Annotated in this window: 27 protein-coding genes, 1 pseudogene and 1 other annotated feature; of the genes and pseudogenes, 19 read left to right on the top strand and 9 right to left on the bottom strand. The window is 43.1% G+C overall.

Going from position 1 to position 26277, the window contains the following annotated elements; genetic code table 11:
- Positions 1-11 precede the first annotated feature (11 nt).
- The 5 genes and pseudogenes from ABVF09_RS04185 to ABVF09_RS04165 all read left to right on the top strand — a co-directional run bounded on the left by ABVF09_RS04185 (position 12) and on the right by ABVF09_RS04165 (position 4136).
- Entirely contained in the window at positions 12-500 is a 489-nt protein-coding gene (locus tag ABVF09_RS04185; RefSeq protein WP_237648624.1) for a GNAT family N-acetyltransferase, read from the top strand.
- A 57-nt stretch (positions 501-557) separates the two neighbouring features.
- Positions 558-2021 carry a carboxylesterase/lipase family protein gene (locus tag ABVF09_RS04180; RefSeq protein ID WP_371068784.1) on the top strand — a complete coding sequence of 488 codons (1464 nt, stop codon included), beginning with the start codon at positions 558-560 and terminating at the stop codon, positions 2019-2021.
- 9 nt (positions 2022-2030) lie between these two features.
- Positions 2031-2204: a hypothetical protein gene (locus tag ABVF09_RS04175; RefSeq protein WP_153462793.1), complete on the top strand. Its 174-nt coding sequence runs from the start codon at positions 2031-2033 to the stop codon at positions 2202-2204.
- A 16-nt stretch (positions 2205-2220) separates the two neighbouring features.
- A pseudogene (locus ABVF09_RS04170) lies at positions 2221-3193 on the top strand (quinone oxidoreductase family protein).
- 85 nt (positions 3194-3278) lie between these two features.
- Entirely contained in the window at positions 3279-4136 is an 858-nt protein-coding gene (locus ABVF09_RS04165; protein ID WP_153462789.1) for a helix-turn-helix transcriptional regulator, read from the top strand.
- Here ABVF09_RS04165 and ABVF09_RS04160 read toward each other — a convergent pair.
- On the bottom strand, positions 4074-5312 hold the full coding sequence (locus ABVF09_RS04160; protein WP_153462787.1) for an MFS transporter: 1239 nt from the start codon (positions 5310-5312) through the stop codon (positions 4074-4076). The genes ABVF09_RS04165 and ABVF09_RS04160 overlap by 63 nt on opposite strands.
- A gap of 249 nt (positions 5313-5561) precedes the next feature.
- Complete coding sequence (locus ABVF09_RS04155) at positions 5562-5933, bottom strand: carboxymuconolactone decarboxylase family protein (protein ID WP_026771209.1); 372 nt, start codon at positions 5931-5933, stop codon at positions 5562-5564.
- 140 nt (positions 5934-6073) lie between these two features.
- Positions 6074-6324, top strand: a binding site (T-box leader).
- Positions 6325-6409: 85 nt separating this feature from the next.
- Between ABVF09_RS04155 and ABVF09_RS04150 the strand changes: the two genes are divergently transcribed.
- Together ABVF09_RS04150 and ABVF09_RS04145 are read left to right on the top strand one after the other, a co-directional pair.
- The gene (locus ABVF09_RS04150; RefSeq protein WP_051382108.1) at positions 6410-7639 is read left to right on the top strand and encodes an MFS transporter; all 1230 of its coding nucleotides are present in this window, start codon (positions 6410-6412) and stop codon (positions 7637-7639) included.
- Positions 7640-7717: 78 nt separating this feature from the next.
- Complete coding sequence (locus tag ABVF09_RS04145) at positions 7718-8077, top strand: SpoIIAA family protein (RefSeq protein WP_371068681.1); 360 nt, start codon at positions 7718-7720, stop codon at positions 8075-8077.
- Positions 8078-8143: 66 nt separating this feature from the next.
- Here ABVF09_RS04145 and ABVF09_RS04140 read toward each other — a convergent pair whose 3' ends face one another.
- From ABVF09_RS04140 to ABVF09_RS04130, 3 genes are all read right to left on the bottom strand, one after another.
- Complete coding sequence (locus tag ABVF09_RS04140) at positions 8144-9031, bottom strand: glycine betaine ABC transporter substrate-binding protein (RefSeq protein WP_026771210.1); 888 nt, start codon at positions 9029-9031, stop codon at positions 8144-8146.
- Between the two features lie 1026 nt (positions 9032-10057).
- Positions 10058-10867 carry a membrane protein insertase YidC gene (gene yidC, locus ABVF09_RS04135; protein ID WP_371068680.1) on the bottom strand — a complete coding sequence of 270 codons (810 nt, stop codon included), beginning with the start codon at positions 10865-10867 and terminating at the stop codon, positions 10058-10060.
- Positions 10813-11190 (bottom strand): hypothetical protein, encoded by a 378-nt coding sequence (locus tag ABVF09_RS04130; protein WP_026771212.1) that lies wholly within the window; start codon positions 11188-11190, stop codon positions 10813-10815. The genes yidC and ABVF09_RS04130 overlap by 55 nt, the downstream gene beginning before the upstream one ends.
- Before the next feature lie 286 nt (positions 11191-11476).
- Between ABVF09_RS04130 and ABVF09_RS04125 the strand changes: the two genes are divergently transcribed.
- Entirely contained in the window at positions 11477-12745 is a 1269-nt protein-coding gene (locus ABVF09_RS04125; protein WP_026771213.1) for a DNA polymerase IV, read from the top strand.
- A gap of 462 nt (positions 12746-13207) precedes the next feature.
- Here the strand turns inward: ABVF09_RS04125 and rnz are convergent, their stop codons facing one another.
- Genes rnz through ABVF09_RS04110 form a run of 3 tightly spaced genes read right to left on the bottom strand, consistent with a single transcriptional unit; the run spans position 13208 to position 15937 of the window.
- Positions 13208-14131 (bottom strand): ribonuclease Z, encoded by a 924-nt coding sequence (gene rnz / locus ABVF09_RS04120; RefSeq protein WP_371068679.1) that lies wholly within the window; start codon positions 14129-14131, stop codon positions 13208-13210.
- A 15-nt stretch (positions 14132-14146) separates the two neighbouring features.
- Positions 14147-15166, bottom strand: a complete 1020-nt coding sequence (namA, locus tag ABVF09_RS04115; RefSeq protein WP_371068678.1) for an NADPH dehydrogenase NamA — start codon at positions 15164-15166, stop codon at positions 14147-14149.
- 21 nt (positions 15167-15187) lie between these two features.
- On the bottom strand, positions 15188-15937 hold the full coding sequence (locus tag ABVF09_RS04110) for a glycerophosphodiester phosphodiesterase (protein WP_371068677.1): 750 nt from the start codon (positions 15935-15937) through the stop codon (positions 15188-15190).
- 83 nt (positions 15938-16020) lie between these two features.
- Here ABVF09_RS04110 and ABVF09_RS04105 point away from each other — a divergent pair, with 83 nt between their 5' ends.
- The 5 genes from ABVF09_RS04105 to ABVF09_RS04085 all read left to right on the top strand — a co-directional run bounded on the left by ABVF09_RS04105 (position 16021) and on the right by ABVF09_RS04085 (position 20497).
- Positions 16021-17649, top strand: coding sequence for a M20/M25/M40 family metallo-hydrolase (locus ABVF09_RS04105; RefSeq protein ID WP_026771216.1), 1629 nt, complete (start codon positions 16021-16023; stop codon positions 17647-17649).
- Positions 17650-18104: 455 nt separating this feature from the next.
- Positions 18105-19067: an MBL fold metallo-hydrolase gene (locus ABVF09_RS04100; protein WP_371068676.1), complete on the top strand. Its 963-nt coding sequence runs from the start codon at positions 18105-18107 to the stop codon at positions 19065-19067.
- Positions 19068-19072: 5 nt separating this feature from the next.
- Positions 19073-19867, top strand: coding sequence for an SDR family NAD(P)-dependent oxidoreductase (locus tag ABVF09_RS04095; RefSeq protein ID WP_371068675.1), 795 nt, complete (start codon positions 19073-19075; stop codon positions 19865-19867).
- Positions 19868-19937: 70 nt separating this feature from the next.
- Entirely contained in the window at positions 19938-20270 is a 333-nt protein-coding gene (locus ABVF09_RS04090) for an iron-sulfur cluster biosynthesis family protein (RefSeq protein ID WP_026570051.1), read from the top strand.
- Entirely contained in the window at positions 20270-20497 is a 228-nt protein-coding gene (locus ABVF09_RS04085) for a YqkE family protein (RefSeq protein ID WP_026570052.1), read from the top strand. Before ABVF09_RS04090 ends, ABVF09_RS04085 begins: the two co-directional genes overlap by 1 nt.
- Positions 20498-20652: 155 nt before the next feature.
- Here the strand turns inward: ABVF09_RS04085 and ABVF09_RS04080 are convergent, their stop codons facing one another.
- Positions 20653-21573 (bottom strand): aldo/keto reductase, encoded by a 921-nt coding sequence (locus tag ABVF09_RS04080; protein WP_026570053.1) that lies wholly within the window; start codon positions 21571-21573, stop codon positions 20653-20655.
- 291 nt (positions 21574-21864) lie between these two features.
- Here ABVF09_RS04080 and ABVF09_RS04075 point away from each other — a divergent pair, with 291 nt between their 5' ends.
- The 6 genes from ABVF09_RS04075 (at position 21865) to xerD (ending at position 26119) form a co-directional block, all read left to right on the top strand.
- Positions 21865-22410: an NUDIX domain-containing protein gene (locus ABVF09_RS04075; RefSeq protein WP_026771220.1), complete on the top strand. Its 546-nt coding sequence runs from the start codon at positions 21865-21867 to the stop codon at positions 22408-22410.
- A 1-nt stretch (position 22411) separates the two neighbouring features.
- The gene (locus tag ABVF09_RS04070) at positions 22412-23578 is read left to right on the top strand and encodes an endonuclease Q family protein (protein WP_371068674.1); all 1167 of its coding nucleotides are present in this window, start codon (positions 22412-22414) and stop codon (positions 23576-23578) included.
- A gap of 87 nt (positions 23579-23665) precedes the next feature.
- Positions 23666-24304, top strand: coding sequence for a stage II sporulation protein M (gene spoIIM, locus ABVF09_RS04065; RefSeq protein WP_026570056.1), 639 nt, complete (start codon positions 23666-23668; stop codon positions 24302-24304).
- A 109-nt stretch (positions 24305-24413) separates the two neighbouring features.
- Positions 24414-24878, top strand: coding sequence for a ferric iron uptake transcriptional regulator (gene fur, locus ABVF09_RS04060; protein WP_026570057.1), 465 nt, complete (start codon positions 24414-24416; stop codon positions 24876-24878).
- 126 nt (positions 24879-25004) lie between these two features.
- Complete coding sequence (locus ABVF09_RS04055) at positions 25005-25223, top strand: YqzK family protein (RefSeq protein WP_026570058.1); 219 nt, start codon at positions 25005-25007, stop codon at positions 25221-25223.
- Positions 25224-25231: 8 nt separating this feature from the next.
- Positions 25232-26119: a site-specific tyrosine recombinase XerD gene (xerD, locus tag ABVF09_RS04050; protein ID WP_026570059.1), complete on the top strand. Its 888-nt coding sequence runs from the start codon at positions 25232-25234 to the stop codon at positions 26117-26119.
- Positions 26120-26277 lie beyond the last annotated feature (158 nt).

Here is a 26277-nt window from a genome sequence, read left to right as displayed (position 1 = left end):
AGACCGTGGCTATGATTGAATTTACCCGAAACAATCCAGATAGACTGGGAGTTGAAAAGAGGATAATCAATTCTCAGCAAGAATATAACTTGATTGCCTATGGGAAACGAATACTGGATGACAACGATCTTTTCATCCAATATAGAGAAGCTCAAAAATTAAAACTAAGCCGATATCTCGTCAGGTATGAAAAGAGTTATATCGGGATTTTGGATTTTGGAATGACGAGTCCTCGCCACCAAAAACCTTGGATCAGTTTATTCTTAATTGAGAAGAATTTTCAAAGCACAGGAATTGCTGAAAAAACGTACCGGGCATTTGAAGAAAGGCTGAGAGAAAAGCAAGCTGGTTGTATTCAAATTGCGGTCCATGCAGATAATAAACGGGCACTGCAATTTTGGAATAAGATGGGTTTTACCCCCTTCGATAAAAGGATATATGAAGGGAAGAGGATGTACAGCATGGAAAAGCAACTCAAAGAACCTGGCAGCAGGAAATAATGATAAACAAGATGACCTTTGAATTGGTTATGCAACATAGAGACGGAGGAATACATGATGGATAAAATCCTGGCAGAGACGAAACAGGGACAATTAAAAGGAAAGATCGAAGGAAAAAGCATAAGCTGGAAGGGGATTCCTTATGCTAAGGCCCCTGTAGAAAATTTGCGTTTCGAACCGCCACAGCAACCGGATAATTGGCAAGGTGTCCGGGAAGCTTTTGATTTTGGGCCGGTGTGTCCCCAACCCCCAGAAGCTGCAGCGATGCAGGGAATCAATCCGGAGGAAATGTCAGAGGACTGCCTCTATTTAAATGTGTGGACACCAAACACATCGAAGAACGATTTACCGGTAATGGTTTGGATCCATGGCGGAGCCTTTACTTCCGGAGCGGGAAGCAGTTACTTGTACAATGGAGCCCGGCTTGCAGGACAAGGAGAGGTTGTGGTCGTTACATTGAACTACCGTCTGGGTGCCTTAGGGTTTCTGCATCTTGCCGGATTAGACGATCGTTTTACAGCCAATCTCGGGCTGCTTGACCAAGTTGCGGCCTTGCGTTGGGTGAAAAACAATATCGCCGCTTTCGGTGGAGATCCCCAGCAGGTAACCATCTTTGGAGAGTCGGCAGGTTCGATGAGTATTGCTTCTCTCCTGGCCATGCCTGCTGCAAAGGGTTTGTTTCACCGGGCAATCATGGAAAGTGGTGCATCGCAGGTGGTCCCTTCTGGTCAAGCTGTCCATATTGCAAGAGACTTTACCGGTTTTCTCGATATCGAACCTGCTCGCTTGTCCGTAATAAAGGAAAAACCGCTGGAATTTATCATGAAAGCAAGCGAAAAAGTGTATAAGGAAAACGGAGGAGATGAGTCGGTTCTTCTTTTTCAACCAGCACTAGACGACAAGACGCTGCCACAGTATCCTACTGATGCTATCTCAGAAGGATCGGCGGCAGGTATCCCATTGATCATCGGAACCAATCACGATGAAGGCGCGTTTTTTGTCAGGCCGGATGCGGAAGAGATGGCGGAAGGAAAAATGGAGGAAATCGTGGACCGAATGGCAGGCAGGGAGAATGCCAGATCGATAAAAGATTTTTACCCGCCTAGTGCTGTGGGACAGGCTGGATTGATTACCGATTTTGTTTTTTGGAAACCGGCTTTGGAATTGGCTGAAGCTCAAATTGGTCATGCGCCTGTCTGGATGTATCGCTTCGACTGGCATGTACCTGGTCATCCTTATGCGGGAAAAGCTGTTCATGCTTTGGAAATTCCGTTTGTTTTTCAAAACCTCGATTATTTCCGGAAACTGGAGATTCCGATAGACAATACGATGGAAAACTTATCTTCTCGAATGCAGAATGCCTGGGTTTCCTTTGCAAAGACAGAAGAGCCGGGAACGGATTGGCCTGCATACGAGCTGGAAAATAGGTATACAAAGATTTATCACGAATCGGATGCCGTTGTTTCCGATCCCCACGGAGAAAAACGAAGGATGATTCAGGAAAACGAACTAAGAAAGTGAGAAGAAGCGATGGGGGATAAAGAACAACGATCTATCCATTTCAAAATGATGAAGCAAACATTCCAAGATTGTGAAAATATGTTTTTGCCTTTGGCTTTTCTTGTTGAATCCTTTTTGCCTGGGCTAAAACTAGATTGGAAACTTGGCAGGAAAAGAATTGCAGAGAAAGAAACAACTATGTGAGTTTGGGGGAGAAGAGATGAAGGGGATAGTAGTGAATGAATTTGGCGGACCTGAAGTACTAGAGCATGTTGAAATGCAGATTCCAAAAATAAAGAAAAACGAAGTGCTTATCGAGGTGATTCATACAAGTGTGAATTATGCCGATATTAAAAACCGGTCAGGGCGGAAATGGAAAGGCTCTATGCCATTTGTACCTGGGCTGGATGCTGCAGGAAAAATAGTGGAAGTCGGGGAAAAAGTACAGCAGTTCAGACCGGGAGACAGGGTTATCTGTTTTCCACGGCTCGGATCTTATGCAGAATATGCAGTGGCGAACGAAAAGCTGACCTTCTCCATACCAGAACAATTGGACTTTACGAGTGCTGCTGCTTGTCCTACTGTCGGTTTTTTGAGTTATCATTTATTGAAATCGATTGCACGGATAAATGATGGGGATTCGGTGCTTATTCATGGCAGCAGCTGGCGGTGTAGGGAACACGGCTGTCCAACTTGCTAAAATTTTCGGAGCTGGTTCGGTGATTGGGACAGTCAGCAGGGAGGAGAAACGGCAAGTGGTAAAAGAAGCAGGGGCTGACCATGTCATCGGATACGAGAATTTTGCTGACAGAGTAAAGGAGATTACGGAAGGAAAAGGTGTTGATATCGTTCTCGATTCTGTTTCTGGAAGGATTTTTGAAGAAAGTCTCGACTGTTTATCCCACTTTGGAAGGCTTGTCCACTTCGGGAATACTAGTGGAAGCACAGGTACCGTCGAAGCAAAACAGCTGCATGCAAGTTGCCGTTCTGTACTCGGATTTAGCTTAGGTACGACCAGGAAAGAACGGCCGGAAATGCTGCAAGACACAGCAGCAGGCGTTTTACAATACATGACAACCGGACAGTTAGATATAAAGGTCGGGAAAAAGCTGCCGTTGAGGCATGCCAGAGAAGCGCACCAGCTGATGGAATCCAGGAAAAGTGTCGGAAAGATAATTCTGGAAGTCAACTAAATATTACCCGTTATACAATCTTTCTGAGGCTGCAATCCTGCTGGATCGGTTTGTGTTGTCTTAAAACTTCAAAGGAAATGATATAATGTCAGCAAGAAGGGCCGAAGGGGCCAACATAGAGAGGTTGTCGGCTATGATTTACCAGGATGAAAACGGACTGCTGCTACTGCGTTCTGATAAGTTAGGAGAACGTGACTGGCGGAGCGACCATACATATAAGCTGATATTTGGATCAAAAGGCGGAGGAACGTATCAAACACATTGCCGGGACTTGACGATTGGGCAACGGGAATTTGTCATTTTCAATCCTTTGCAGGAACATAGACAACTCCATATGTCGGAAGAAAAGTTTCTGATCGAATTGGATCAGGACTTGTTAAAAAATGCTGCCGTGGGACTGGGGGTCACTTGCCGTGAAATGGAATTTGCTGCAGTCTCTTATTATCATCCCCAAATTGATCGGTGGGCATGTTTTGTACGGGAGTTTATCGGCTGGAATAGCGAAAAACCAGATGAAGTCAATCAACTGTTGGTGGAAAACAGTTTTACCCAGCTTGCTATTCTGATGGTTCAGTATGGATTGGGAAAGCATCAGGAAACAATGCCTGAAGTGGTTCAAGATGAAGTGTTAAAGCAGGTGATCGATGCTATCAAACAAAGCTATGAGCAAGATTGGACATTGGACGGTATGGCAGAAGTGGCGCGTTTGAACAAATACCAGTTTGCCCATCTGTTTAAAGAGCGGACAGGTATATCTCCGTATTCATGGCTACAGTTATACCGGCTGATACGTAGTCAGCCGGATTTGTTTCATACCGATCGAACCATACTGGAAATTGCGATGGCCCATGGTTTTAAAAACGTCTCCGCATATATCCGATTACTTAAGAAAGTTTACGGGACGACCCCGTCTGACTTTCGAACAACCAGCCGTTTTGATTAGTAAAAAAGTAATGCTGGTGACCAAGATGGAGGCTCCGCTTCCAATCATTAAAAATCGGATGGGAATGTAGGAAGAAAGGATTCCAAATAACGCAAGAGAGATCGTATTGGCTAAGTATAGAAGAACTGCATTGAAACTGAATGCTCTGCCTAATTTTTCTTCCGGAACAAGTGACTGTAATAAAAATACACGGGCCAGTCCGGCTAAAGGCAGCCCTATACCCACAATGGCACAGCCGACATAAAAATGTTTGACGTCGTACAAAATGCCGTAGTAGGTGATGCCGCTTCCCCAAATTGCTGCTCCGAGTAAATAAGTACGCAAGGACATTTTTTTGAGGAAGTAAGGCAGGATTAAATTCGTGACAATCACTACACCTCCGAACATTCCCTGTAGAAGACTATATATGGATTGTTCGTTAGATGTCAGCTCAGCAAGTCCCAGCAGTAACCCAACTTCCCAAACCCAAGTATTGAAAAATACAGTCATAAAGGTAAAAAAGAACAATTGACGGATGGTTACATGCTTTTTTGCCCACACGAAAAAAGCAAGAATGGCTGAAAAAAGCTGCCGGGCCGACTTCCTGTTATCTTTTTTTGTTTCTTGAATATATACGTGGAAGAGACATAGGATGCTGATCAAGTAGGTAACGGCATCGATGGTGAAAAAATGAACCACTCCGAATGTTTGAATCAAAAAGACGGTGATCAGCGGACTCAGGACAGTTATGCCTCTCGTTATGCTGTCTTGCAAGCTGTTTGCAGCCGTCAGTTCATCCTTACTTGCGATTAACGGAAGAATGGCCCGGTGTGCCGGGTTGAAGAAGCAGCCAACTGTTTGAATCAAAAAGCTGACAGCTAACAAATAGGGATATGAAAGGCTTCCGCTTGTATCCAATAAAACAACCGATAGAATAAGAGGAAACCGAATTGCTTCTAAACAAATCAACAACTTTTTGCGAGGGAGCCAGTCAGCAATCACTCCACCGACGAGTCCGAAAAAAAGGTAAGGCAATGTTTCTGCAATGGCCATCCCGGTAGTATGGATACCAGATCCGGTCAAATCGTGAGCTAAAAACAAAAAGGCAAGACCGGAAAGGACATCACCCAGCCTGGAGATGCCCCCTCCAATTACATAAAACCGGAAATTTTTATTTTGCTTTAATAATGTATACATGAAATCACCTCCCCACCATGTTACAAGCATCTTGACAGGGAGGCTTCTAAAATATTGTTTCTTGTTTTACCAATTTTTTGATTGGAAAGGATCGCATTTTGCAGACTTATAAAAAGGAGGTTTATCATATTGACTCACTGATTCATCGTTTTTGTTTATGCGATATTTTCCTGAGAAAGCATAAAACCAAGCAAAAATGGCAGAAAATAACGCTTGGCCATGTTGCCTGGTTTTACAGTATATAGGGACTCAATGTTTTACTTCATGGTAGTGGTCGAATGTTTCCATCGCTAAGGTCACACCTTGCGAAAAGGCCGCACCGCCACCGAGAGCTGCACTGACAGCAATCGTTTCCATCATTTCCTTTTCCGTTGCTCCGTGTTCTACGGCTCCCTTTGTATGGTACATAATGCAATATTCATCCTGGGCATAAATACTGATGCCAAGGGCGATCAACTGTTTTTGTTTTGCGTCTATTGCGCCGTCTTGAAAGCAGGATTCTGTAAAATCAAAATAACTTTTCGTAACCTCGGGAAGACCTTTCTCCAATCGGTTGCTTCCTTCTTTATAATCAAGAATCGCCTGGTCGAAAAAGTTTCCCTCTTCTTCATACATATCCATCGTTCCAACTCCATTTCCGAAAAATTCATTACACTGATAGCGTGATATTCCTCGATAAATATGATACATGGTATAAAGTGGAAGGGTTGAAAATAGTTGTTTACAATGGAGAATTAGCATGATAGGATAAGTGAAATTATATTTGAGCGATGATGAGAAGAGTAGATATACGTGAAGCTTCACAGAGAACCCCGGCAGCTGGGAAGGGGAAAGCGGCACTTATCGAAGCAAGCCTCAGAGCTTTACATCGGAACCGGAGATAGAGGGGATGATGTAACGGGAGCTCCCGTTACAGAGCTAGGGTATAAGCTTTTTAGCCGTACCTGATAAGGTCGATATGGCAACATGTTGGCGAACTGGGGTGGCACCGCGGTCTTTAATCGCCCCCAAGATATGAAATCTTGGGGGTGATTTTTTATTCTCTTGAAAAATTAATTGGTTAAATATCAGGAGGGATCGTGGTGCGAAAAGATAAGATGTACCGAATACCGGGCATTTCATTACTTTTCCTATTGGGAATTGGTATTTCCAATATAGGTGATTGGATTTATTTGATTGCCTACAATTTGATTATTCTTAACAAGACAGGAGATCCTTTAGCTGTAGCAGCGCTCTATATGTTGAAACCAGTTGCAGTGCTTGTCACCAATGGCTGGGCAGGCAGTATGGTTGATCGAATGAACAAGAAGAAGTTGATGATTGTTCTTGACAGCTTCAGAGGACTATTGCTAATGGTGTTACCAATATTTACATCTTTGGCGGGAATTTATTTTACCGTGCTGTTGATCAACATGGCGAGTGCCATTTTTTATCCGGCTTCGCTTGCCTATATCACAAAGTTGATTCCAGAAGGGGACCGGCATCGCTTTAATGCGCTCCGCAGCTTGATGGATTCAGGTGCCTTTCTGATCGGACCAGCATTGGCAGGTTTATTGTTAATGACAGGACCACCGCTTATTGCTGTCTACTTAAATGGGATAACCTTTATTTTCTCTGCCGTGATCACGCTTCTCTTGCCTGATTTGGAAAATAAACAAACGATCCCTCAAAGGGAGAAGCGCATCGGATTTTCTGAATTAAAGGCCGATTGGAAGCTTGTCCGTTATTTTAGCACTAAAAGAAAGTTTGTCTTTCGGATATATATGATATTTAGCAGCGTCATCGTGATGACAGCTGCCATTGACTCATTGGAAGCTGCTTTTGCTACACAGGAGTTGCTTTTATCTGATTTTTGGTACGGAGTACTTGTCAGTGTCGCTGGGGGAGGGATAATCGTCGGAGCAATCATCAATACCTTACTGGCTGATTGGATGAAACCTTTGGGATTGATTGGCGCGGGCTCCGTATCTTTAGGTGCTGGTTATTTGGTCTATGCTTTTTCTTCTGATTTCTTGTTTGCTGGAATCGGCTTTTTCATTCTATCGTTTTCTTTAGCGTTTGCCGATACAGGTTTCACTTCATTTATTCAAAAAGAGGTTCCAGTGGAGTTACTGGGAAGGATAAGCAGTATTTATGGTTTAGCGGAATCCTTACTCATCCTGTTCTTTACCGGTGCATTTGGTCTTTTTGGACAAGTTTTATCAGTAAGATCGATAGTGGTTACCGGTTCAGTAATACTATTCATATTATCGCTTGTATTGTTCATTCAAACCTTCAAATCTCCCATAGGTAAAAACGTAAGGGCAAAGAGGACTGCAAGCTCATAAGTACCTGTGATTCATCGTTTGAAAGTTCTTTTCAATGGGTAAATCAAATAAAAAGCACGAAAAGAAGGGTGGGTTTCCATGTTATCAATTCTGCCGAGCCAGGATGAAAAGACGATCGCTGTTCAGTTCTCGGGAGAGGCAACGAAAGAGGATGCGAAACGTTTGGAAGAACATGTGAAAGAGGAATTTCCTGAAGGCGATTCGTTTAACGTTTTGGCCGTGATTCACGATATAGAAGGCTCTTCCCTGAAAGGTATGGCAGAAGGGATGAAATTTGACGCAAAACATTGGGAACAGTTCGATAAATTCGCCGTGGTGACAGCTAAAGACGCCGTAGAGTCATTTGCAAAAATCGGAAAGTATTTACCGGGTATTTCCGTAAGGCAATTTGACAAGGATCAACTTTCCGAAGCATGGGATTGGCTACAGGAACAATGAGGTCGTAGAAGCAAGAGCAAGAAACCGTGACACGCTGAAAAAGATGTGCCGCGGTTTCTTGTCTTTTTATTCCGTCCATTTATCTATTAACTCTTGATGTTGGTCGATCCAGGCTTGTGCTCCGTCTTCTTCTGATTCAGCCTCCTTTATTGTAGCCATCAGGCTTCCTAATTGTTGATCATTGAGTTCGAATTGATCGAACCATTTAACTACCTCTGGCTGATCTTCTTCAAGTCCTTTTCTGGCAGCATAGGAAATGTTTTCTGCTTCTCCATATACATTTTGCGGATCCTCGAGTATTTTTAAATCCATCTCGGAAAAAGCCCAATGTGGTTTCCAAAGGGTAACTACTACGGGGTTTTCATTTTCAATGTTGTTTTGCAGTTCGGTCAGCATAGTAGGCTCGGAGGAACTTGCAAGTTCATAATCTAGACCGTACGTATCGATTACTTCCTCAGTCAACGACATAATGCTTGCTCCGGCGTCAATGCCTACTATTTGGGAATCGAATTCTTCTTTGTGATTATTCAGATCTTCGATGCTGTTGACGTCTTCCATATATTTCGGCACGACGAGTGCTAAATCAGTACCTTCGTACCAATTTTCCCGCCAATCAATTTCATCCTTGTACTTGTTATAGTATGCCTGATCTGTATTTGGCAGCCAAATCTCCATTCCAATGTCCAAATCACCGGCAGAAAGGGCTTCATAGAGAAACGCTTTTTCAACAGAGGTCAACTCGACGTTGTACCCTTTGTCTTCCAGGATGATTTTCCACATGTTGGAGACCGCCACGTTCTCTGCCCAGTTATTCATCCCGATGGAAATGGTGCCCTTGTCCCCTTGTGATTCATCGTTTGTTTGTTGTTCTGTATTCTCGTCCGAACCTTCTTCCCCACAAGCTGCTAAGAACAAGGTGACTCCTAATAAAATAGTGATAAACGATTTCTTCATCTATCCATCATCCTCCTTTATTTTTCAGGTTGTCTTAACGGCAGGTTAAGCATGTTTAACTTTATTGTAGGCATTTTGAGGAAAATCATCCTCTTGCCTGCAGGAGAAATTGAAAGATTGTACAAATAAGAGGAAAGAGCATTTTATGTGTGACAAGATAAATTGTTTTGGCTTATTAGCTGCTTGACATCTGTTTAAAAACGAACGTGGCTACGGCTTTTGCAAAACCAGCTAAACAGCCATGCAGTTAAAGTATTAACAGATACAAATGAAGGTGTTCTGCTATGAAAAAGCGACGTGAAAGAAGGGGAGGGGAGAATGTTGCGATGAAGGTAGGTTCTCTGTCACATGTGGTGGTGTGATTTTACTTCCACCCTCTCTTTATCGAAAACCTCCTTCTAAAAACAGCTATTTTACTCAGACCGCAGAGGAAATAAACTCGCTTTCCGCGGACGAACGCCCGAGCCTCCTCGCAAAGCCCGCTGTGGGGTCTCGGCCGCCCGTTTTTCCGCAGGAGTCTATGTACCTTGTCTCCATGGAATGAAGATCGTTTCTCTTCTGGCGTGATTTCCGCTTTGCCTATTGCCGTTACAGGTAGAAAGCTGAGTTGCAAGGAAACCGCCTTTTTTATGCTATTCTCCAATTTCCAAAGAATAAAGGAACCCCATGCTGATTTTTCATCTTCGTCTCTGTTTAGATACCTATCAACCAATAGAAGGATACGGTCCATCTTGTCTTTATCATATCGACATCAGCCCACGAAAACGTAGCGAAGGCAAGATACGGAGACTCCTACGGGAACAGCACGAGCTGAAAATCCCGCAAGAAAGCGGTTGGTGCTTTCTGAGGAAGTTGAAGCCGTGCCCGTGGAACGCGTAGTATCTTGCCGTAGCGATTCGAAGCACGCATCAAACAACAGGATTAAAAGAGAATATACAACTAAAAACCGAGCGAATTTAATGGCAGTTAGAATTCGCTCGGTTTTTGCTTTGGCGGCCATGCTTTTGTCCTGGCCACTTTTCATGACTATTCCACTGTTTGCTCAGCGGTGGCAATCTTTTTTGGTTGTTTTGGTTGGTAAAGTCGTTTTGCCAAAAGCGTTTGGAAGATCAGGAACAAGCCGCCGACTGTCCAATACAACGGCAATGCTGCCGGCGCTGAAAAGGAGACGATTCCTATCATTATCGGTGATAATAACCCCATGATAGCCATTTGCTTTCGCTGCTGTGCGTCCATACCGATTTGCGTCACTTTGAATTGAACAAAGTATATCGCTGCAGCAATAAATGGCATGACTAAATCCGTATGCCCTAAGTTAAACCATAGAAAAGTATGTGAAGCTATTTCAGGTGTCGTTCTGATTGCATAATAAAAGCCTATCAAAATCGGAAACTGAATAATCAACGGTAAACAGCCGATGGCACCGAAAGGATTCATTCCGTGTTTTTGGTATAACTGCATCATTTCTTGTTGCTGTTTTGTTTTGGATTCTTGATCGCTCTTATTGTTATATTTTTCTTTTATCGCATCGAGTTCCGGCTTCATCACAGCCATTTTTTCGCGCATTTGATAGCTTCCCTTTTGTTGTTTCAGCATCAACGGCATTAATGCTAAACGGATAATCAAAGTGACGACGATAATCGAGGCCCCATAGTTATCGTTCAGTAACGAAGCTACATTCTTTAACAAATACGAAAAACTGTCGACAAAGTAATGGTGGAACCAGCTCGATGAACTTCCGTCCGAAGAACCTTGGCAGCCAGACAAAAGCAGCACAAGGGTTATAAGAATAAAACCGCTCTTTTTAAATTTGGTGAATACAGAATGTTTCTCCATTGTTGTCCTCCTCGTATGGTATATTTCTCTTTTAACAACGAGAAGGAATGGTTGTCTGTATCATCTTCAGGACCGTCTTTTCTTTTTATTTTTCTAGCTATCCAGGTAATTACTTCACCTGTCTCGGTTGACCTTCTTTCAACCGGGAGCAGTCTAAACCGGATTGCATGGTAATCTCTAGTGACCATTTCACTGCTTTTTGATAAAGTAGGAAAGGCCATCACCGAAAAACCGAATGCACAGTATATAGCCAGAATCATACTAACATAAAAATAAAACGGTGACGCCTCACTCAGCAGCTCATTCAACAACTCGATCAACACGTGTATTCACCTCCTTCTTGCAAACTACTTCTATTAAACTCCTCTGAAAGCGATTTGTCAAAGAACATTTCGTGACAAAATGGAGCCGGTAAGGAGAGCTCATAAATGATTCGCAATTTTTCTTTCCTCTATTATTTTGATTACTTCTGTTAACTTATACGAACCATCCTTTCAAAGGGTTTCAATAATTGACAATATTCCGCGGATGGGCTAGAGAAGTCTGCACCAGGCAAAATGTGCTATAATAAAAAGAGTAGAACAACCGTTCTGTTAGAGGGTGAAGGTTATGTCGAAATGGTATCCCAAAAAAGGACGTGTTATCTTTCACGTCGATATGAACAGTTTTTATGCGTCCGTTGAAATGGCTTATAATCCGGAATTGAAAGGAAAGGCCATTGCTATTGCCGGAAATCCGGAAGAACGGAAAGGGATCATCGTTACCAGCAGTTACGAAGCCAGAAAAAAAGGTGTTAAAACCACGATGCCCTTATGGGAAGCAAAAAAACTGTGTCCGGAGCTATTGGTGATGCGGCCGAATTTCGACCGTTACCGAACGGCTTCAAGGGAAATGTTTAATATTCTGTCAGACATCACTTCTTTTGTTCAACCTGTGTCGATAGATGAGGGCTATATGGATATTACCGACTGCCAGCATTTAGGTTCTCCTTTGGAAATCGCTGCATCAATTCAAAACCGAATAAAGAGTGAATTGGATTTGCCCTGCAGTATCGGAATAGCGCCGAATAAGTTCCTCGCCAAAATGGCTTCGGATATGAAAAAACCAATGGGAATAACAGTTTTGCGGAAAAGGGATTTAGCTGCAAAGCTATGGCCCATGGCTATAGAAGAAATGTATGGAATTGGAAGCAAAACGGCTGAAAAACTTTATAAAATGAATATTTTCACCATAAAGGATCTGGTAGAAGCTGATGCCTTGCAGCTAAAACGGATTTTGGGCATAAATGGAGAACGGTTGCAGAATCGTGCTAAAGGTATGGATACCAGTCCAGTTGATCCTGATGCGGTGCATGAGTTCAAGAGTATCGGGAGCTCAGAAACCCTGCCGGAGGACACAACGGATTATACAGAAATCAGGCAGTTGTTTTCCCGTTTGACGAGGAATGTAGTCAGAAGAATGCAGAGAAAGCAGGCTGTAGGGCGGGGGATTCAAATCATGGTCAAATACCACGATTACAAAACTATAACGAGAAGCCGAAAACTCCCGGATTATACAGATAATGAGAGTGAAATTTTGGCAGTAAGCATGGATTTATTTGAAAAACATTGGAATGAAGAGCCTGTTAGATTGTTGGGTATTACTGTGCAGGATGTGGCGGAGAAAAAAGATATTGCGCAACAGCTTGATTTATTTACGTATGAAAAAGAAGCGAGTAAAGAAAAACTTTACAAGACAATCGACGAGTTGACTGAAAAATACGGAAAAAACCCTTTCAAAAATCTGGGTGGAAAGGGACTGGATATTGAACCGCGGACCAGTTTCCAAAAAGATTTTTTGAATGATTATAGGGATAGGAACAGGACAAACGAAGAATAGGAAATGGTGGTCGAGGCCCTTTAAATAATATACCTTTAAAAACGGGGGAGAAACTTGTAGAAAAACCGATAGTCTCTCTACAAGTCGGGCTTGGCGATTTATTGATCAAGCGGTTTGATCGATGTTTTTCAAAATTTCCGGGTTTTTCAAGATTTCCTGAAAACATTCCTGGCAGGTAGTGCTGTACGACTGTTTTTCTTTCGATCCGGTTCGATGTATATGTTCTTTGAAGTGTTGACACATATTTCTTCTTCCTTTCTCAATAGTTGTTTATCCTTTTCGATAAATCGTTATTTCACTCCTTTATATACCCATATAAAGGTAGGCGAAACACTTTTTTATCAAGGGTAATGCTTTGTCAACTTGAAGGAAGGAGAGGGAATCAGGACGAAAACGCTCACATAATCAAAAAATAGGCACGTTAGGGAGGTTGATTATCATTCACGTTCCCTAACGTGCTTTTTATTTTTGTGGAATTTCTTCTTGATAAAAGTCTTGTGCCAGAGCAGTGTTTGGAAATATCTCTCTCGCTTCCTCTAGCAGTTGCTCCAGCATATCGGCTTGATAACGGGATGAAATATGGGTCATAACAAGTTTATCAACAGCAGCTGCTTTCGCAAGCCTGGCCGCCTGTCGGGTGGTGGAATGAAAATAGTCAAACGCTAAGGCTTCATCGTCCCCTTTGAAGGTCGCTTCATGGATTAACAAATCCGAACCTTGTGCAAAAGTTTTTAATTCTGGAAGGTACCTTGTGTCTCCGAGAATGGTGATGGTGCGTCCCGGTTTGTCGGGACCGATAAAATCATTTCGAAAGATTATTCTTCCATCCGCCAAGGTTATCTGTTCTTTTTCTTTGATTTGTCGATAGACGGGACCTGGCTCGATACCGGCAGCTTTTAGTTTTGCTGGCTGCAATTCCCCTGGACGTTTTTTTTCTGTAACACGGTATCCGAAACTGTCTATGCCATGGGCCAATTTTTTGGCTGTGACCTGAAACAATTCATTTTCAAATAGCAGCCCTTCGCTGACTTCTTCCACGACTAACGGATACGTAAGGGTCGTGCCGCTCACACGCAAGCTTGTTTCGATGAATTCCTTGAGCCCCTTCGGTCCGAAAATCGTCACGGGTGTTTCTCCGCTTTGAAAGGATCTGCTGCTTAACATGCCTGGCAGCCCATATATATGATCTCCATGTAAATGTGTAATAAATATTTTGTCTATCTTCCTGGGTTTGATCGGTGTATGCAGAATTTGATGCTGAGTTGCTTCCCCGCAGTCAAAAAGCCAGATGCTTTGCATCTCCTGCAACATGCGCAGAGCAATGGACGATACATTTCTTTCTTTCGAAGGCAGGCCTGCCCCTGTTCCTAAAAATATTACATCCATGATATTCCTCCCAACTTACCTCCAGCCGCGTTGATATTGTATTGGTGCTTCGATCGTATAGCCTAATTCATCGGCAGCAGCCTTAGGCCAGTATGGGTTTCTTAATAGTGCACGGGCAAGAAAAATCAAGTCTGCCCGATCGTTTTGCAAAATTTCTTCAGCCTGGATTCCCGTTGTAATCAATCCTACAGCACCTGTGGGAATATCCGCCTGATGCTTGATCGTGTCAGCGCCCGGAATTTGGTAGCCCGGATATGCAGTGATTTTGGCAGGTACGACTCCGCCTGAACTGCAGTCGATCAAATCGATTCCTTGCTTCTTCATCTGTTCTGCAAAATAAACAAAGTCTTCCATGGAGTTGCCGCCTTCTGCATATTCGTTAGCAGAAATTCGTACAAAAATCGGACCATCCCAGACCGTTTTTACCGCCTCAATGATTTCCTCCAAAATACGGTACCGATTTTCGCTATTTCCACCATATTGGTCGTTCCGGTTATTGGTCAAAGGGGATAAAAACTGATTGATCAAATAACCGTGTGCAGCGTGTAGTTCAATGATATCGAATCCGGCTTGTTTCGCTCTGCTTGCACCTTGTTTGAAGGCTTCCACTGTATCGGCGATATCTTGCATGCTCATTTCCACAGGGGTTTGATAGCTTTCATTGAAAGCAAGCGCACTGGCACTATAACTTTTTTCTTCGTCCTCAGCCTTTCTTCCGGCATGTGCCAGTTGAATGCTGCTTTTTCCGCCATGTGCATGGACCCTGTCGCTGATTTTTTTCAGCCCTTCGATATGGCCGTCCTCCCAGATACCCAAGTCTTTGGCGGAAATACGTCCAGCTTGTTGGACGGCAGTGGCTTCTACCATCACCAATCCCGCTTGTCCAGCGGCTCTGGATTCATAATGGGCAATATGGAAAGGCTGGACGGTTCCATCTTCTGGTTCACAAGAATACATGCACATCGGAGACATGACGATTCTGTTTTTTAAGGTGACTTCCTTGAATGTAATAGGGGTAAAAAGCTTGGTAGACATTATTTAAACCTCCCGATTGATTTAATTTTGTTGATTCATTTGCCCGAATAAGCGGCGCTGTTCGATTGCTTTATCGGGGAGATCTGTGAAAATAGCGTCAACTTTCAGTTGGTAACACTTTTTCATTGCTCCACTACGATTTATTGTATAAATACGGAGTTTCATATCATTCTCCCGGCACTGTTCGACCACCTTACTGTTCAGTAAACGGTATTTAATATGTAAGGCTTTCGCTCCAAGTCCTGCCGTATAATCGACCAGTCCATTTATTCTCTGAGATGTTAACAGAGCAGTTGCAATTTTACTATCGATTTGCTTGAACCGTTCGATGCTGACTGGATTGAAACTGGAAATCGTCGTTCGATTGACGAGTTTATATTTGCATAACAAGTCGTAGACTTTTTTTTCCATATGGTCATAGTCAATTACGTTGTTTTTCAATTCAATATTTAATTGAAGCTGCTTTGGCTGAGCCCAGATAAGGAATTCTTCCAACGAAATAATCGGGGTATTTTCGAATTTTTCTGATAACCACGAGCCAGCATCTAGCTTTTGCAGCTGTTCGAATGTATAATCTTGGACAAAGCCGACGGCGTTAGTCGTTCTCTTCACCGACTCATCATGAATCAGAACAGGGATGCCGTCCTTGGATAACTGGACATCTGTCTCGATGCCTTCCGCACCCATTTCATAGGCAAGCTGAAAAGCGGGCATGGTGTTCTCGGGAGCCAGTTTACTAGCGCCGCGATGGGCATACACTAGCGTTTTCACTCGTTTCACCTCATCCTGTAAGTATGGTTAAATTGTGTGTTATTTCTGTTGAAAAGTCAATGTAAAAGGAAGGAGCGGACTGTATGCAAGAATGGCAGACGAAGGAGCAATTGACAGAATTACTTTATTCATTAGTGCGGTATCCAAGTATCAGCGGCAGTGAAGATGAGCTGGCTTTGGCTGAGCATTTGTTTTATACACTGCGGCAGAAAGAGTACTTTAAAACCAATCCTGGTTTACTGAGCCTCCATCCATTGAAAGATGGACGGCAGTTACTGACCGCATTGGTCAAACAGAAGGAAGAAGCGGAAACGGTTATCTTGCTCAGTCATTTTGATGTTGTCGGAATCGAGGACTATGGATCCTTAAGGAATCTTGCCTTCCACCCACGGGAATTGACAGCAGAATTGACAAAACGTAAAGCAGACCTTCCAGAGCTTGTTCAAAAAGACTTGGATGAAGCCGGAGAATGGATTTTCGGCAGGGGAACCATGGATATGAAATCCGGTTTGGCGGTACATATGTCAATGGTCGAAAAAGCAATTGCGGGTGAATTTGATGGAAACATCCTTTTGCTTACGGTGCCGGATGAGGAAGTGAATTCTCTCGGAATGATAACAGCTCTGCCGGTGTTGAAAAGACTGCGGGATGAACACGGACTGCGCTATCGGGCATGTCTTAACGGAGAGCCGATGTTCAGTAAATATCCCGGCGACAAAAACCATTATATGTACACCGGTTCGATAGGCAAAGTGCTACCTGGGTTTTTATGTTTTGGAAAAGAAACCCATGTAGGTGAACCGTTTGCCGGACTGAACGCCAATTTGATGATTGGTTTCTTGTCTGAAGAGCTGGAATTGAATGAGGACTTTGTGGAAAAAGTGGGAGAGGAAGTTACGCCGCCTCCAGTCAGTTTAATGCAACGCGATTTAAAGAAAGAATATTCCGTCCAGACACCCGTTTCTGCTGTTTCGATGTATAACGTGCATTATCTAAAGCAATCCATTGAAACAATAAACGAAAAGTTGTTTCTTGCCGCCCGGAAGGCGGCTGCAGCTATCGAACGCCATTACGATGAAAAAGTTGAGAAATACGCCCGTATGACTGCAGACTTCGTCAAACCGGAGTTCAAGGTGAAGGTATTTCACTATGAGGAACTTTATAAACTTGCTGTTGAGCAGTTTGGCAAAGAAGAAGTGGAACGGAGACAAAATTTATTGATGAAAAAAAGGGATACCGGCGACAGAGACTTTTCAACGTTGTTGGTTCAGGAGCTGGCAGCGCTATGTAAAGATTACGCTCCGATGATCGTCTTGTTCTATAGTCCTCCGTTTTATCCAGCTGTTACCTCTCATCATGACGACTACATAGCCGCTACGGCGGGAACAGTGAGGGATTATGTCAGCCATCATTTTGGTATCCCGTTGAAAACAGTGGAATATTTTCCTGGCTTGTCTGACTTAAGTTATATCGGTCCGGTAGCTTCAGATAGCAGCTTGTCTCCGTTGACTGGAAACATGCCATTACAAAATAAAGGATTTGAACTACCCGAAGATGTAATGGAGCAAATTACGATGCCGATTATGAATGTCGGTCCGTTGGGTAAAGATCCGCATCAATGGACAGAGCGACTGGAATTGACCTACAGTTTCGGTTACCTTCCTGAAATCGTAAAGGTTGCAATCCAATCCCTGCTCCGGAGCAAAGGCTAAGTGACGGGAATCAAACATCAAACTGGTAATAGGAAATAGAGTATGAAAGAAGCCGAGAAACAACAAAAGAAGGTGAATTTTTTTCTTAGGTATATTTCTCATGCTTTTGTTGTCGGGGTGATTCACCGCATTCATCCAAAAGCGGGAACTGAAGATTTGCTTGGTGAAGCGGATGACTTTTTCCGGTCGAGCAGAATCCTGCGGCAAAGGAACACCTTCCAGAAGTATATAGGAGTGGCACTATGCAGCGAAAAATTTTCAAGATAGATGGAAATTTATTTTAAAATATACAACCGTAAGTCCGGACGGTGAATCATTCACCGTCCGGACTTTTGCTTTGACCGCCATCTTTCGGAATATGCCACTTATCATTTTGCAAAACGGATGACTTTCAAAGGAGAAAGGAGTAAAATGAACACTGAAATGAATGGCCATTCAGTTTGGGGGATTTTACTATGTCGAAAGCAATTATCCATCAAATCACCGTGCCGACTCCGTTTGCAGTCGGGGATGCTCACCTTTACCTGATCAAAGGGGATGCTTTGACGTTAATCGATGCCGGTACAAAGACAAAGCAAGCTTGGGAAGCTTTACTGGCTGGGTTGAAAAAGCATGGTTATTATCCAGACGATATTGAACAGCTCATTTTGACTCATCATCACCCAGATCATATCGGGTTTACAGATGAATTCCCCAGGTTAAAAGCCATATATGGACACCCTTTGAACGATGTCTGGCTTAAACGGGAGGAAGCATATTTCCAACGATATGAACAATTTTTTTATGACTTGTACAAAGAATCGGGAGTACCGGAATCCTACCAAGCATTTTTAAAAACGCTTCGTGCGCCTCTTCGCTTTGCGGGTAAAGGGGAACTGTCAGATTCCCTCCTCGAGGGAGACCGGCTTCCGGGCCATGAGGAGTACCGGGTAATCGAAACTCCTGGCCATGCCCAAAGTCATTTATCCTTTTACCAGGAAGAAACCGGGGCTTTTGTCGGAGGAGACCATTTACTTTCCCATATTTCCTCGAATCCTTTACTGGAACCGCCGGTTGAACAAGGTCGGGAGCGGCCGAAACCAATGCTGCAATATCGCAAAGCCCTGTTGCGCTGTAAAGAACTGGACATACATACCGTGTACCCTGGACATGGACCTATTTTTTCAGATGCCGCTGTTTTGATTGATAAACGGCTGGAGAAACAAGCATTACGGGCGGAACGGGTGAAAGACATTCTGCAAGAAGGGGCTAAAACGGCCTTCCAAGTATGTGAACAGCTATTCCCCAATCAAATCGAAAGGGAATTCGGGCTGACTATGTCAGAAACAATCGGCCAGCTTGACTATTTGGAAGATTGCCATAAAATCGAAAGAATAAAAGAAAACGACATCTTGAAGTTTCAAATAAAAAGTGAGTGATAGACGTGAATGATAGAATTGCTGAGAAAAAGTTACTCATTACCGGCGCGTCAAGTGGCTTAGGTGAACAAATTGCCTTTAAGATAGCTGAACAAGACGGCATTCCGATCCTGATTGCACGATCGGAAGCGAAATTAAGGAGGCTGTCTGAAGAATTGGGGGAAAAACATGGGATAACCATCCCTTTTTATCCGGCAGATTTGACGGAAATCGAGCAATTGGATGGATTGTTCGAAGACATAATGGTTCAGCACCAGCAGATTCATGGATTGGTCAATAATGCAGGGATTGGCGTTTTCGACTATTTGGCGGATGCCCGCTGGGAAGATATTGAAAACATGCTGCAGCTCAATGTGACAGCTTTGATTAAAACCGTCCACAAAATATTGCCGCACTTCCTGAATAATAATACCGGCCATATCGTAAATATTGCCTCGCAGGCTGGTAAACTTGCTACCCCGAAATCGTCGGTATACAGCGCGAGCAAGCACGCCGTTGTCGGTTTCTCCAACGCGTTGAGACTGGAAGTGGAAGGAAAGGGAATCTGGATTACAACTGTTAATCCTGGTCCGATCTCCACGCGTTTTTTCGATCATGCCGATCCTTCCGGACATTACCGGAAGTCGGTTGAAAGGTACATGTTGAACCCGGAAAGGGTAGCCGATCAGATTGTAAGCAACTTGTTTAAGAAAAAGAGAGAAATCAACCTGCCTCGGTGGATGGAATTCGGAAGCAGGCTCTACCATATTTCGCCGGGATGGATGGAGAAGCTGTTGAAGAAACAATTCAATAAAAAATAATTCGGTTGAAATGAATTGTTTTCAGGTGATTGTTATAATGGTTATGTATTATTAAAGGAGGTGTGCGCCCATGCATTTGACAATTACAGAGGCTGCACTGAACCGGTTGTATCAAGAGATGAATACTGATCGACAAACCTATCTGCAAATTTATTATGATACAGAGGGATGCTGTGGCGTGAATGGAGTGCCTACGATCCGCCTGCGTGAATCTAAACATGCGGACGACCTGAGCGTGACAAGTGAACAACTATCGGTCATCATCCACCCGCAGCAGGCGACTTTTTTTGAAAAAGAAATGACCTTGGATTTTAACCAGCAAACATTCCGTTTGACCAGCCCCCAAGGAATTTTGAACGGGTTCATTTCTCCAGGAGAACTTAAAAAGGATGTGGCAGTCTAATGGGCCGGAAGAGACTGAATGATGATGACCATTCACTAAAGGAACGATTGAATCCTGATTTAGTACACCAGTTATCGACTAAGAAACAACAATTGAAAAACGAGGAAAAGGCTAAGCAAGAACAGGAAAAACAGAGAAGGATCAAGGAGCGACAACGAAAAGAGGCGAATAAAAGCTTTGAAGAATTGTTGAATGACAGTGAACTTGACTGGCATCAATTTAAATAATTGGACAAAGTGACTTTCCAATAATCTCTGGTTCTCCACGTCCAACACGTACAGTAAGAATAGTACCGAAAACCAAAAAACCGAACGAGGATTCGATAGCCAAGCTTTCGAAATCGTTCGGTTTTCAGTGTTTTCATTTCTTTTGTCCGAGTCTTTTAGCGATGTTGCGCATATTGAACCGGTTTGCTGATGGATTTCAGGTTTTTAAGTTCTTCTCCAGTCAATGGTTCGGCATGCTGAATGGCCAAATTATCCCGAAGCTGCTGTGTACTGCTTGCGCCGAACACCGCTGATGCCACAGCGGGGTGTTGCAGGACATATTGGAGGGCGAGCGCCGTTTTTGTCCGGCCTGGTCCGGTGAAATCCTTTACGTTTTTTGTGATTTCTTGTAGTTCTTGAAGGCTATAATCCAAATATCCTTCTTTTCCTTTCGTTTCCACTTTGTCTTGCGCTTTGTCGCTGAGCATCCCTTTAGCAAGCGGCCCTCTCGCCAGCACGCTGATGTCGTGTGCGTGCAGAAAATCAAGTATTTGTTCTTCTGGCCGGCGGTCCAGCAAACTGTACTGCATCATTACACTGATGATCGAGGAGCGCTTTGCGTATTCCTTGATGACATTTGGGCGAATGGAAGAAATTCCATAATAACGGATCACTCCTTCCTGTTTTAGTTCCTCGAAAGCTTCGATGGTTTCATCGATTGGATCATCTATTGTCCCGCCATGCAGTTGATACAAATCGATATAGTCTGTCCCGAGTCTACGTAAACTTTCTTTTACACCTGTTTTGATGTAATCCTTGGAAGGATCCCAGAACCAGTCACCTTTTTGCTCATTGAAGTGGTTTCCGACTTTTGTAGCGAGGATAACTTGATCCCTTTTCCCTTTAATTGATTTTCCCACGATTTCTTCGTTCTTCCCCAAATCATATAAATCTGCCGTATCCAAGTAATTGATTCCTGAATCAAGGGCTTCGTCTATGATATATCTGGCTTTTTGTTCATCTGTGCCCAAGGACATACAGCCAAGGCCTATTTGGGAAACAAAGAGGTCTGAATTGCCGATTTGCCTTTTATCCATTACATCTCCTCCTGGTTCTGTTTAGTTTCTATTCTAAGAAAACGGACGGCTGAATGACAAATGAGAAGAATCGAGAGAGGAATCTATGTTAAACTATTTATGCTCTGAAATTTGATAGCACTGCTTTGTTGATTTTTCGTCTTTTCTTTACAACTGATATATCAAGGACCAATGCAGCCTTTCCTTTCCTTAGTTGGAAGAGTGCTGCCCATTCCGATAAAAAGTCTGCATACTGCTCCATACAGGGTTGAGTGGAATCCAGCATTGAAATAAGTTACTAGGAGGATAAGCATGGATAAATTTGAAGAACGAACAATAGCATCAGAGTCAATATTCAATGGAAAAGTGGTCAAGCTTCAAGTAGATGAAGTAGTTTTGCCCGACGGAAAAACATCTAAACGTGAAATAGTAAAACATCCAGGTGCGGTGGCAATTATCCCGGTGACAAAGGATAATAAAATCCTTTTTGTCGAGCAGTATCGGAAACCACTGGAAAAGACACTGGTAGAAATTCCTGCCGGCAAACTGGAACCAGGTGAAAAACCGGAAACCACTGCCAAAAGGGAACTGGAGGAGGAAACAGGTTTTACCACCAATGAATTGAGTTTTCTTACTTCTTTTTATACTTCTCCAGGTTTTGCTGATGAAATCATCCACTTATATGTTACCAATGACCTTATTCCGTTAGAAGAAAAGGTAGCAGGCGATGAAGATGAATTTGTCGAGATACTGGAACTGAGTCTTGAAGAAGCAGAGCAACTGGTCAAAGAGCAGCGGATCCATGATGTGAAAACGGCTTATGCCGTCCTGTATTTACGAAGCCTGGAGAGTAAATGAAATGGCGCTGTCTAGTTACTTTGCCGATTTGCACATCCATATCGGCCGTGACATGTTCAATAAACCGGTAAAGATAACGGGAGCGAAGTCGCTGACTTTGTCGAACATCTTGATAGAAGCGAGCAGGCATAAGGGTATGGATTTGGTTGGTGTCATAGACAGTCATGTCCCCGCTGTCCAATCGGAATTGAGAGAGTTGATTGCCGATCGCGGTGCACGACCCTTGGCAGATGGCGGTATTCAGTATGAGCGCACCACATTGATTCTTGGTTCGGAAGTGGAGGTTTATGATTCGCTTTGTCAAGGACCGATGCATGTTCTTTGTTTTTTCCCCGATTTGGAAAGCATGAAGGCATTCACTGAATGGTTGAAAGAGCGAGTGACCAATATCCATCTGAGTTCCCAACGATATTACGGAACTGCCAAGCAATTGCAGTACAAAGTGAAAGAACTAGCAGGCTTGTTCATACCCGCCCATGTCTTCACTCCGTTTAAAAGCTTATACGGAAAAGGAGTAAAACGGTCGCTGACAGAAGTGCTGGATCAGGATTTAATAGATGGGATTGAACTCGGGTTGAGTTCCGATACAAAAATGGCTGATCGAATTGAGGAACTGCATCCGTTTTCTTTTTTGACAAATTCGGACGCTCATTCGCTGGCTAAAATCGGCAGGGAATATCAAAAAATGCATCTGGAAAGTCCTTCTTTTCGAGAACTAAGCTGGGCGTTGCATCAAATCGGAGGAAGGAAAATAACTGCCAACTATGGGATGAACCCGCTACTCGGAAAATATCACGAATCAGTATGTTTGAATTGTACCGAGCCTGTTGAAGAGGGAACAATCTGCGAAAACTGTGGAAGCGACAAGTGGGTGAAAGGGGTAGCTGATCGAATCGGCGAACTGGCCGACGCTGATACCTATCCTTCCAGACCGCCGTACGTTCATCAAGTCCCATTGGAGTATTTGCCGAGTCTCGGCCCCAAAACGTTGGAGAAGTTACTTAGTGTTTTCGGAACAGAAATGAACATACTGCATCATGCTAGTAAACAAGCGTTAAAAGAAGTGGTGTCCGAAAAACTTGCAGAAGCCATCATTACCATGAGAGAAGGGAATCTGCAGGCTGAACCGGGCGGGGGAGGCAAGTACGGGAAAGTCAAGCTGCCATAATCGGTTCTATTTTTTGGTCTAATTGTCCATCGTCCCTCATAGAGTTGAAGTATAACCAAAACTATCAATTAGATGATGGGGGATATTATGTATAAAAACCGGAACCTGATCGCAAACCATATAAGAGAACATGCAGCCATTTATTTTTTCATGCTGATCCTGTTTTTGATCGGCATCATATTCGGCGCCGTTATCGTTAATAGTATGAATTTTGTACAAAGGGAGGATTTATTCTTTTATCTCGATCGGTTCTTTGGCCAAATGATCGATGGAACGGTAGCGGACAGTCAAGAAGTCCTTAAATCGAGTGTTTTTTACCACTTGAAATACTTGCTTCTGCTATTTATATTAGGTTTGTCAATCATTGGGCTTCCGGTGATTTGGATCATGTTGTTTGTGAAAGGGCTGGTAGTCGGATTTTCTGTTGGTTTTTTTGTCAATCAAATGGGATGGAAAGGACTTTTATTTGCCGCAGCTTCCATTGCACCGCAAAATTTGTTGATCATCCCTGTGTACTTGATAGCCGGGAGTCTTGCCATGATTTTTTCGTTGACATTGTTACGTAAGTTATTCACCCGGCGATCTCAGCAGCCGATTTTGCAACCTTTTGCGAAATACAGCATGTCTTTTGTAACGCTTCTTCTATTTATAGCCGTGGCTTCATTGGTGGAATCGTTTGTTTCAAAACCAGCCATGCAGTTGGTGATAGAATGGATTTATCAATAGTTAATATCAAATTATACTAATTACAAATAACAGATTATAATTATTATAATTTGACACTGGTTCCATGTCTGCTTATAATAAAGTTGGTATTATGAGGGAGGGATGGGACTTGGAACATCGAATCGACCGGATAAAAAAACAACTGCACGCACAGAGTTATAAATTGACCCCTCAACGGGAAGCCACCGTACGCGTTCTGTTGGAACGGGAGGAGGATCATCTCAGCGCAGAGGATGTCTACCTTCTTGTCAAAGAAAAAGCCCCTGAAATAGGCTTGGCTACTGTGTATCGCACATTAGAATTGTTATCAGAACTAAAAATAGTAGATAAAATAAATTTTGGAGACGGCGTTTCCAGATATGATTTAAGAAAAGAGGGCGCCGCCCATTTTCATCACCATCTTGTTTGCATGGAATGCGGCTCTGTGGAGGAAATCGAAGATGATTTATTGGAGGATGTTGAAAAAATCGTCCAAAACGACTGGGGTTTTCAGGTGAAAGATCATCGACTGACCTTCCATGGAGTGTGCAGGAATTGTCAGTTGGAAGCGGCTGAAAAAGCACAAACCTCTTAAATCCGCATGGAAATACTTTTGTCTGGGTGAAGAATCTGTTAATCTTAAATTGACGTATATTTTCCTGTTTTTTTGGCATATCTTTATTAATAGAAAACCTATTATTAAGATCAAGGGGATATGCCGATGAAACCCGCATTGCTGCTGATTAAAGATGCGTTGAAAATATTCATTATTTTTACAGCTTGCACACTCTTATTCTACTTCGGTTTAAGAGCGATGCATGCAGAGTATCAGGATTATCACCGTTATGATCCGCCGGAAGGAAGAGCGGTTAAAGTATTTAACCAGGATGACCAGGGGTGGGTGGAACGTTTGTCGATATTTTTTCGTTTAGGGGAGTAGAAGCAAAGATGAAAGATGAAATGAATGATTTCTTCCATTACCTTACAGTTGAAAGGGGTTTATCCGAAAATACCCTGCAATCTTATAAAAGAGATTTGAGGCAATATCAGTCATTCATCGCCGATAGCCAGAATGTGAAGGCATGGGAAACGGTTGATCGCCATCACATCATGCAATTCTTGTATTATCTGAAGGATAATGGCAAATCATCAGCGACGATAGCCCGTACTTTGTCCTCCATAAGGCTGTTCCATCAATTTATAGTCAGAGAGTATGGGATCAGCAAAGATGCAAGTTTACATATCGAAACACCGAAGAAAGAGCGAAAGCTTCCCAAAGTCCTGTCTTCCGAAGAGGTGGACAAGCTGTTGAATATACCGGAAAAAAACAATCTTGCCATCCGTAATAAAGCCATGCTGGAAATGCTGTATGCCACCGGTTTACGGGTTAGTGAGTTGATTTCATTGAAGGTTTCCGATCTTCATCTTACCATGGGTTTTGTCAGATGTTTTGGAAAGGGATCCAAGGAAAGAATTGTTCCTTTAGGCAATGTAGCAAGCGAGGCAGTGGAAAAATACATCGAATTTGCACGTGCTGAATTGTTGAATCGGAAAGCTACTGATGCTCTGTTTGTAAACCATCACGGCAACCAGTTGACTAGACAAGGTTTTTGGAAGGTATTGAAAGCGATTGCCAGAGAGGCCGGTATAAAAAAGGAAATCACTCCTCATACATTACGGCATTCTTTTGCAACCCATCTGCTGGAAAATGGAGCCGATTTACGATCAGTCCAGGAAATGTTGGGACATGCCGATATATCGACGACGCAAGTATATACGCATGTAACAAAAGCAAGATTGAAGGATATTTATCAGGCTTACCATCCGAGAGCCTGACATTTTGTTTTTTTGTGAAGAATCAGATGTAGTGTGCTGCAAGCTTGTCCGGAAAATATCTTCCCCTTAACGTTTTACTTAGTTGTCTGACATCCTACATCGTTTCGTTTGTGGCATAATTGGTGATATTTAAGGGAAAGTAATCTACATAATAATCT

It is taken from the genome of Sediminibacillus sp. JSM 1682029, from assembly GCF_041366435.1.
Classification (GTDB): Bacteria; Bacillota; Bacilli; order Bacillales; family Amphibacillaceae; genus Sediminibacillus; species Sediminibacillus terrae.
This window is presented reverse-complemented; position numbering and strand designations above follow the sequence as displayed.